Annotated in this window: 7 protein-coding genes; 3 read left to right on the forward strand and 4 right to left on the reverse strand. The window is 61.8% G+C overall.

Annotation, left to right across the window (positions count from 1 at the left end):
• Positions 1 to 20: 20 nt before the first annotated feature.
• Positions 21 to 665 (forward strand): lasso peptide biosynthesis B2 protein, encoded by a 645-nt coding sequence (locus tag EAH76_RS17320; RefSeq protein WP_140851517.1) that lies wholly within the window; start codon positions 21 to 23, stop codon positions 663 to 665.
• Positions 662 to 2,395, forward strand: coding sequence for an asparagine synthetase B family protein (locus tag EAH76_RS17325; RefSeq protein WP_140851518.1), 1,734 nt, complete (start codon positions 662 to 664; stop codon positions 2,393 to 2,395). Before EAH76_RS17320 ends, EAH76_RS17325 begins: the two co-directional genes overlap by 4 nt.
• Here the strand turns inward: EAH76_RS17325 and EAH76_RS17330 are convergent.
• The 4 genes from EAH76_RS17330 to EAH76_RS17345 form a co-directional block, all read right to left on the reverse strand.
• A complete protein-coding gene (locus tag EAH76_RS17330; protein WP_206667901.1) occupies positions 2,384 to 4,567 on the reverse strand; it encodes a prolyl oligopeptidase family serine peptidase in 2,184 nt (727 codons plus the stop codon). The two genes, EAH76_RS17325 and EAH76_RS17330, sit on opposite strands and share 12 nt — an antisense overlap.
• Position 4,568: 1 nt before the next feature.
• Positions 4,569 to 7,103 carry a TonB-dependent receptor gene (locus tag EAH76_RS17335; protein ID WP_241659768.1) on the reverse strand — a complete coding sequence of 845 codons (2,535 nt, stop codon included), beginning with the start codon at positions 7,101 to 7,103 and terminating at the stop codon, positions 4,569 to 4,571.
• 76 nt (positions 7,104 to 7,179) lie between these two features.
• Positions 7,180 to 8,226: a FecR family protein gene (locus EAH76_RS17340; RefSeq protein WP_140851519.1), complete on the reverse strand. Its 1,047-nt coding sequence runs from the start codon at positions 8,224 to 8,226 to the stop codon at positions 7,180 to 7,182.
• Positions 8,216 to 8,695, reverse strand: coding sequence for an RNA polymerase sigma factor (locus tag EAH76_RS17345; RefSeq protein ID WP_206667902.1), 480 nt, complete (start codon positions 8,693 to 8,695; stop codon positions 8,216 to 8,218). The genes EAH76_RS17340 and EAH76_RS17345 overlap by 11 nt, the downstream gene beginning before the upstream one ends.
• A 607-nt stretch (positions 8,696 to 9,302) precedes the next feature.
• Between EAH76_RS17345 and EAH76_RS24880 the strand changes: the two genes are divergently transcribed.
• Positions 9,303 to 9,475, forward strand: a 173-nt coding sequence (locus tag EAH76_RS24880; protein WP_194151029.1) for a phage integrase N-terminal SAM-like domain-containing protein, incomplete at its 3' end; no start/stop codon positions are given.

Here is a 9,475-nt window from a genome sequence, read left to right on the forward strand (position 1 = left end):
TCGCTTGCGCAGGAACAATCATGCTTAGGCTGGCCGATCATCTTTACGGAACAGTTGTAGGAGAAACGCCGATACTTTTCGACGTCGCAAAAGGGCGCTATCTATTACTGCGAGGTCCGGCAGCCGAGAATTTTCGAACTTTGTGGGATAATGAATCGACTTCGGGCGGGGTAGCTCCGCTTATCGAAGCAGGTCTCGTGCATGATGCGAGTACGGTGAAGTTCGAACCCGGCCCCCAAAGCGCGGAGGTGAGCTATGAAGATGGCTCGCAACCTTTACCTTCGCGCAGGCTGACCATTGGGGCGATCCACGCGCAAATCGTAGTCAGACGAGCGCTCCGTCGGCAGAAACTGCCCGGCGTTCTGAAGACGCTGCGCGCTCGCAGCGGCGCCCCATCTCGAGTGATCCGATCCGCCACACACGTAACAGAGGCCGACGTATCGTCGGCATTCGTACGAAGCCGACTGTTGCTGCCGTCGCTGGATCAATGCGTGGCGAGAAGCATCGCGATTGTCTCGATCCTCGGCCGATACGGCCACGACGCGACGCTGATCGTTGGCGTCCGGCTGCCTTTTGCAGCGCATTGCTGGGTCCAGTGCGAAAATCGCGTGGTCAGCGATCCCCTCGATCGCGCGCGCGCGTTCCAGCCGATCTTCGCCTTATGACGGCGCCGAATTTCCTGATCGTGTCCGGCGTCGAGGATCCGGCTTACCCCGGCGCTTTGCTGAACGCGGCCGAGGGGATGTCGCTGGTCTTCTCGCGGAGCGGAACAAAGGTTTGGGCAACAGACCATGTCGTCGACATCGGAGATTATGGCGTGGTGATCGGCCATCTCTTCACGCGCTCGCAGCCGAGCCGGCGGGTTTTCAAACTCACGCCCGACGAGATTTTTCGGATCCACGGATCTTCGGGGAGTAGCCTCGTTCGGGACTTTTGGGGCGGTTATGTGGCCGTCGTGGAGGCGACGGACGGGCAGGTGGAGATCATCCGGGATCCGTCTGGCGCGATCCCGGTGTACTGGCGAAGCGATGGAAGGCGGGTCTATCTCGCAACCGAGATGGGAAGGGCCCCCTTCTCGAGGGAAGACGGCCTTCGCGTCGATGCGGACCTGCTGACCGCGCATTTGTTTCAGCCGCGGCACGGCGGTCCCGAGACGTGCATCGCGGGCGTTCGCGTCCTGATTCCGGGACATGCAATGCGCCTGCGCGCTGGGGCGCCGTCGACCCATGTGCTGTGGTCGCCATGGGACCATGCGACAGAGGATGCGGATCCTCGTGATTATGATCCCGAGCGCTTTCGATCGACCGTGCTCGACACGATTAGCGCGCTGGGCAGTTGTTTCCACTCTGTTTTGATCGGGGCGTCTGGCGGCCTCGATTCCAGCGTTGTTGGCGCCGGACTAGCGAGTTCCTCCGCGCGGATCTGCGGTCACACGATGGTCGGGGAAGATGCGGATAGCGACGAGCGCGCGTACGCCGAGCGCGTTGTGACAGCGTTCGGCATGGCGTGGCGGATTGATCATTTCAGCTTGGAAGATATCGATATCGCCGCCCCTGTCGTATCGCACGTCCCGGTGCCTTTCACCGCGCATTACGCGCAGGCGATCGCCGCGGCGCGGGACAGGGCGATGGGCGTGCGACCGATCGACGCATTCTTTTCCGGTAATGGTGGCGACAATGTCTTCTGCCTGATGCGTTCGGCGACGCCATTGGTTGATCGATTGGTCACGTGGTCTTCGCCGAGTGCGATCATCCGTACGACGTTCGACATCGCGCATCTGACCGGTGCGGATATCGGCACGATCCTACGATTGGCACTCTCGCGGCTCAGCAAATCGGGCGGGAGTGTTCATGGCTCAGGAGATGCGACGTTCCTTGATCCGCGGGGCTTGAAGCGGGCGCTGGACGCCCTGGTTACAAACCCCTGGTTGGAGCCACCTGGCGCAGTGCGGCCGGGAAAGCTGTCTCACGTTCGGATGATCGCGCGCGCGCAGGGCAATGACGGCTTTCACAGTCGCAGGACGCACCCGCCCTCGATCGCGCCGCTGCTGGCCCAGCCCATAGTCGAGCTCTGTCTTTGCATACCATCCTGGGCCTGGATCAGCGGCGGCGTAGATCGGTCGGTCGCGCGTCGAGCATTCCGGGGAACGTTGCCCAACGCGGTGCTGGACCGCCGCTCGAAAGGCGGGCCGAGCGGATTCATGGATCAGATCTACCGACATCATGAACGCTACGTCCGTGCGAGTCTGGAGGCTGGCGCGCTTCGTGAACTCGGAATTCTCGATCCTGCGTGGCCAAGCACTGCGCCGTCGATCAGCGACGAGAGCGATCCCGTCGCCCCTCGGCGGCTCCTGTCACTGGTCGCGGCAGAACATTGGGCTCGTTCATGGGTGTGACGTCGACGAGAGAGGCCCCGCGGTTGGCTTCTGACGCATTCCCTCCCATCGTTTGCGTCGCTCGCTCTGGTCGCCGGGCGGCGGCATGTCCCGCAACCAGAAGTCGAACCATTCCAGGTTTTCCTCCATCGCCAAGCGTCGATTCGAAGGGACATGAAAGAGATGCGTCTCATCCGACGCGGGCGTTTCGCCGGGATAGAGCGTAATTTCTGCCGGTTTGCCAGCCGCGCGCAGTGCCTGGAAAAAGTCGATCGCGCCGGGACGCGGTTCGGCGACCTGCTGCAGGATCGCGGCGTTGGCGAACCTCGCCCTGTACGATGGCGTGAGCGCCGCATAGTTCGCAGCGGCTGCGGGATCACCCGGGGGGCCGCCGTAGACGGCGCGGTAGCTGCAGGACGTGTAGCGATAGGAGGCGGGCTCGAGAAATCCGCCATCGCCGCTCGATGCGGCTTTGAAAAGGTCAGCTTGTGTGACCGCAACATTCGCAGCTTGGGAGCCCGCGCTGTAGCCGGCGATCCCGACGCGCGCCGCATCGACCAACCCTTCGCGACTGGTTTGCTGCACGACCGACTTGAACGCCTCGAGAGTGTTCAGCCAAATCCTTCGCTGAAGCTCGCGTGGTGGAAGGCGGTCCCCGCACGCATTCCAGTCGGCAATGGCTTCCTCGAGCACCGCGCTTTGTGTGGGGTAAGGGGCATTCACCAACAGGACGACATACCCCTTTTCCGCAAAAAGCTGCACAGGGTAGCTCCATTGCAAATCTTCCGATCCGAAGCGCTGATCGGCGTCCGACCCATGCGTCACGAGGATGGCCGGGTAGCGCGACCCCGGCTGATAGTGCCTGGGGTAAAGTATGAAGCCCGTCGCTTTGTATCCAAGGTCATTCGTCCAGGTCCGGGCTTCCGCGCGTAGCGGCTCTACACTCGCGAAGGGGCCGGAAAGCGCGTGGAGGGGCGAAATTGCGCCGGTCGAACTGGACACCCGAACCAATTGCGGGGGCATAACGACGCCCTCACGAACGCAGACCCCATCGGTCGCGCTAGGGGTGAAGGCACAATGGGTGAGGCTTTCTGGAACCTGGATGAGTTTCGTGGCGCCGCCGCGGTCGATTCGCAGCAGAGCGTAGCGTGGTTGTTCGTTCAGACGAACCGCGACAATTGCGAAAGCGCCGTCGGGCGAGCGCCAGTTCCCTGGAGAGCGTAGATCCGACAACGAAGCGGTCGTCGGGCCGTAGTCGATAGACTGACCATCGGGCAAATGTTCCGACAGCCGTCGAACGCCATCGACCCTCGCAACGCCAAGCGTGCCACCATGCGGCCCGACGACGGTTTCGCGATAATTTGCTGCCGAACCGATCGGAGCGGGAGAGGAGCGCCCACTGCGGAAATCGAAGCGAAGACGCTGGACCTGTGGATCGTTTCGATCGTCCCCCTGAATACCGTAGTCGAGATAATCCACCCCCCAGTCGGGAAGCGCGCCCAGATAGCGCGCGATCTTGTCGTCGCTTGACCGTGTCACGACCGGCAATGCCGGATTCGAACCGGTCCTTAGGAAATATCGTACGATCTGCTCGGGGGCCCATCTGCGGACGGCGCTGGCCGCGGTCACCTGCTCGTTCGTCGACACCTTTCGTGCGGCCCGTTTGGTCTCCAGCGTTGCATAGAGGAGGTGCCTGCCATCGGGAGACCAGTCATACGATACCACGCCGAAGCGGAGCGGGACGGTGTTGGTAAATCCGTAACTTGCGCCATCGGCGCTGCCAACCAACGTGGTCACGCTGCTGACGACAAGTGGGCGGTGAGTGCCGTGACTGCTGACTTGGTAGAGTTGCACGCCATGGCCGAAATCGGCGAGTACGCTCCAGTCCGGGCTGTTTGGAATCGATCGAAGCCGATCGAGCCATGTCGAGCGAGCGAAGATCCGGTCCGTCCGGCCGTCGGCAGAGACAAGGTGCAGCTCGTAATCCGGACGGTCGAGCGTGAGATTCGCCCGGCGCGCGACGTAAGCAACCGATCCGTCGGCCGGCGACACTGCCACATCCTTGATCTCTGGAATCGAAAGAATGTGCTCGATCGTCCAGCGGGATGGTTGTTGGACATCTTCAGCACGCGCGAGAATTGGCGGCATCGCCGCAACGACGATGGCTGTCGCGAAGATGATACGGCGCATCATCTTACCAGGCCTTGCGTAGAGAAATGGAGATGAACCGACCGATTGGCGAGAAATTGGTGCTGTCGAACGTCGTCTCGTACGGCGAACCGGTGACGATGATCGGCGGCTTGGCGTTGAACAGATTGTCGATGGTCGCACCCAGTTCGAAGCCGCCACCGGCTTGCACGATGCTGGTAAGATCGAAGGTTATAGGCCCGTTGGTTGTGTAGACTTTGGCCGTGCGCCGATCGGTCAAATCCGACGACACGTTGGCAAAGCCCGAAAGCGAAAACCGTGGTGTCGAATACGTGGCGCCGAGGCGCCCCTTGAGATGGGGAGGATTGAAGATCGTCCCGGCAAGCGGCGTGTACGGTAGGCCCGCTACCAACTGCTGCTTGCTCTCGATCCAGGTTCCATCAAGACTGAGATCGAGCTTCTGACGATCCTTGTTCCCGAGCGTGTAGCGCGCGGACGCGGTCAATCCATGGTAATTTTGCCGGGCGACATTGCGGTCGCGCTCATCGAAGATCGCCACCACCGTGCTGGGATTATATGGGAGACTGGTGCCGTTCTGCAGGCCGATGGTAGCGCCTGTGTTCAGACCCTGCTGCAGGGCCGGTGACGGATTGAGTGTTATCAGATTCGCGTAAAGGGGATTGTTGAGTCCGCCCACCGTCGAGGTGACCGGCGTCGCCACGCGATCCGTATAATCGTAATTGAAGTAGCTGATCGTCCCAAAGAAGCGCGGGATAGAGGATGGTTTGAACTCGGCCGACAGCGTCCAGTTTTCCGAGCGCTCGGGCTTCATGTTCGGTCCAGCGCCTACCAGCACGATGAAGTTCGACCCCGTCGGGAAGCCGCTCGCGTACGCGGCGACCGGCAAAAGGACGGACGAATAGCCGGAATACTGCTGATAGAGCGTGGGCAGCCGGAACGATCGGCCCCAGCTTCCCTTCAAGGTGATCCCGGCAATCGGCGTATAGACGAAACCGGCCTTGGGAAGCGCGACTGAGCCCACTCCCGAATTGGCCTCATAGCGGAAGGCGCCTGTCAGCGAGAGCGACTGGCCGAAACGCGATTCCGAGGCGGGGGCCAAGAGCGGGACATACACTTCGGCATAGCCAAAGCGGTTGTCGCGATGGCGATTGAAGGCACTGCCGGTCACCCCGCCTGTGACGCTGACGAGTTCAATACCGGTTTGGCGATAGCCTCCTCCGACGGCGGCCCTGACGGCACCGGCCGGCAGTTCAAAGAGCGGTCCCTCAGCATTAATTTCGACCGAAAGGGCATCGTTGTCGTAACGACGACCGCTAGTCGAACTGAGCCGGTTGGCCGAGAAGTTGTTGGAATTGATGCGCGACTTGTCGAAGCCATAGGACGACACAAAGCGCGCGGTCCACCCTGCGCCAAGTCGGGCGGTAACGGTCGGTGCCACGACAAAATTGTACGTATTCGCGCGGGCGTCGGCGCCACTGACGGTATGCGGCTGGCCGGTAACATAGCCCTGAACGATGTCCTGACGACCATTCTTGTAGAGGAGGTCGACATTGGCGGTCAGCGCGCCAACCTCCTGAAACAGGCTGACCAAGCCGCTGTTTCTCCCGATCCTCGGGTAGAGAGACGAATCCGTTGCCATCTTGGTGGCGTACGACCGTTCGCCGGCTTCGACCGCGGAATTTGCCAGGTAGTCGTAGACCGCCAGCACGCCGCCACCCTTCCACGTGCGGCCACCGACCGCGCTATAATGCTGCTGGAAATCGCCACCGTCGGTCGCGCCTCCCAGAGTGCTTTGAACCGACAGCCCCTGGTAGTTGCGGCGGAGGAAGACGTTGACGACGCCAGCCACGGCGTCTGCTCCGTAGATCGCAGAGGCGCCATCGGTGACGATCTCGACACGGTCGACCGCAACGGCAGGGATGGCGCTGATATCGACCCCGGCGTTGATGCCGGTGTAGCTAAGCCTGCTTCCGTTCAGCAAAGTTAGCGTCGCATTCGGCCCCAGGCCGAGCAGATTGACCGAAGACGCGCCATTGGCGTTGACGTTCGCCGCCCCCTGATTTGTACCGATCCCTGGACTTTGGCCGCCCGCGAAATTCAGGGGCGAGCTTCGTAACGCTTCGCCTAGGTCGGCCTGACCGGCGCGGCGGATATCCTGCGATGTCATTGTCGTGACGGGAGCCGTCGGTGGTGCACCGCGAATGCGACTACCCGTTACAATGATGTCCGTCGCTTCGGTACCTGCCGCGGCCAAACGCCCCCGGATGATGACCGATCCATTCGCATAGGTCGCTATCAGGCCGGTGGCGCCGAGCAGCCGGTTGATCGCTTCAGCGATGGTCAAATCGCCTCGGATCGCTGGGGCGCTTAGCCCGGCAACGTCGGTTGGGGAGAACATGATCTCAACATGGGCGATCCGGCCGATATCCCGCAGGGAGCTGCCGAGATCCTGCGCTGGCAGATCATAATGCGCGATGACGGGGGCCCGCGCCATGGCTGGGGTGGCAGCGGCAATGAGCGCGGTACTCGCCAACGTAGCCACATAAGTCTTGGAATTCATGCTTCGTCCCCCATTGTATTTGGGGGCACGACGTGGCGAATGATTGTCCGAGTAGTTGACTAAGAAATATTTCGAATCAGCGCCGGATCTCGATCGCGTTTCTCCGCATATCGACGTGGAGATCGAACAGGGTCGCAAGGTTTCGCGCCAGACGTTTGCGGTCTGTAAGATCGAAGCGACCTGACACACGCAGCTGCTGGAGCGCCGGATCGCTCACTGTGATCGGTGGACCGGCGCCCTGATTGCCGCGCTCGAGAAGGTAACGAAGTGAAACATTGTCGAAATCGACTGCATGATCGCTCCACTGCGGATCGGCCGCGGGGGTCGCTGCAGATGCACCAAGCAGCGTGCCACTGACATAATCGGTCGTCTCTCCGGGCGCGAGCCGGCGGACGAGCACGGGGTCGCGTCGGGGGGAAGTAGGGGCGGCCGACGGGACGACATCGACTGAGCCTCGTATCAGAATGACGGCGACGCGACCCTGCGGACTGAGCGCTACATCAAAGATCGTGCCGCGTGCCGTCACCGAGCCGCCGCCAGCGAATACGGTGAACGGCCGGCCATCATGCGCGACTTCGAACCGCGCGCGGCCACGCAGCAGAGTAACGTGCCGAGCGTCATGCGCGAATGCCACTTGGACGGCGCTTGCGCTGTCGAGAGTGACGACCGATCCGTCCTCGAGCCCGACCGCGTTGATCGAGGTAGCGGGTGCAGCTATCCGCCGACCTTGCGCGACGATACGGCTTGCGCCGACAGCTACAGCTGTCCGTGATCGGTCGATCCCCGCGCTCGGCAACGATTGCTGAAATTTGGGCAGGAGCAGGATCAACGCAAGCGCGACCACGGTGAGGGCCGCTGCTGCCGCCATAGTAGGAACAGAGCGACGCCGCGCCGCCGGAGGCCGTGCTGCATACCGCTGTGATCCTCGAAGCACCCGGGCCCCTTCAAAACGCTGCGTCATGCGTCGATACGCGAGCGTATGTCGCGGGTCAGCCGCAAGCCAGCGCTCTAGATTCCGCTCCAGGCGTGGCGATTGGCGATGTTCCAGCCGCACAATCCAAGCTGCCGCGGTTGCGCGAATGCGTTCTGTCTCGGGGTCTGGTGTGGTTTGATCAGTCGTCATGGTTGAGCGTTCGGTCGAGATGCGTGAGGGCGCGTTTCATATGATATTGAACTGTCCAAAGCGTGATGCCCAAGCGTTTGGCAATCTGCGGATAGGTCAGGTCGTCGGCTCGCTTTAGCAGGAAGACCAAGCGCGTCCGTTCTGGCAAGGCAGCGATCGCTTCCTCGTAGCGGCGCAACGCATCGCGGACGACGAGGGTGTCTTCTTGATCCGGGGGCGTCCCGGCATCCCACTCCTCCAGGGGGACGAACACTTCACGTTCCTGTGCCCTGCGCGCGCGATCAATCAACAGGTTCCGCGCGATCCGTTGTAGATACGCTGCCGGATTGACAAGATTTGGCACATGTTCCGCGCTGGCGAACCGAACGAAGGCGTCTTGCACGAGATCGGGGGCACTATGACTATTGCCGGTCCTGCGCTGAAAATATCGTAATAGTCGCGGCCCTTCCGCCACGTACAGTGCTTCCATTGTCGCGTCTGACGCGCACGCGTCCGGCAGCTGGGCGCGAAGCATATTGCGGGCAGTAGACGGCACCGGCGGTCTCGAGCAGGCGACACCAAGTCGGCCGGAATAAACCAGCCTCGTTGGCTCCAGCGCTGTGCCGTCGTCCAGCCGCCGAAAGGCGCCCTTGACCGGTGCGGCCGCCCGTCCTTTGCGGACCGGCGTTCATAATGCTTGGCGGATATCTCCACGTTGCGACGGCCAAAATTCCGCAACGCAGAACTATGATGCCGATACATTCGCTTGGTAGCAAGTGAACTTGCAACCCGACTTGATGCAGAAATAGTGTCAACGTCGGCGCGTACATTTTTCTCGGTTGGATAATGCCGCATATTCGGAATGAGCGTCTCCTTGAAACCGTCCGCCGTGGCGCGACTGCCAAGCGGTGCGCGCTCGCACATGTGAAATCGGCGAATCCGGCACAGCTGGACTTTGGTAATAGGGGTGGTTGCACGAACCCGCTGCGCGGGAGGGCGTGTGCGGCATGGTTGAGGTGAAGGAAAGAGCGTTGCGCGCCGGTTGAGCGATGCAGGACGCAGGCAGAGCATCGGGCTCCACCAGAAGGAGCCTCACCATGCACATCCTCGCACCCGCCGTGGCTGTCAGCCCGCTACGCCAGCGCCTCATCGACGAGATGGAGATGCGACGGTTCTGTCGCGAGACGCAGCGCAACTACATCCGCGACGTCGGGCGGTTCGCCACATTCCTGGGGCGCTCGCCCGACACCGCAACGGCGGAGGATGTGCG

This window comes from Sphingomonas glacialis, from assembly GCF_006439055.1.
Taxonomy (GTDB): domain Bacteria; phylum Pseudomonadota; class Alphaproteobacteria; order Sphingomonadales; family Sphingomonadaceae; genus Sphingomonas; species Sphingomonas glacialis_A.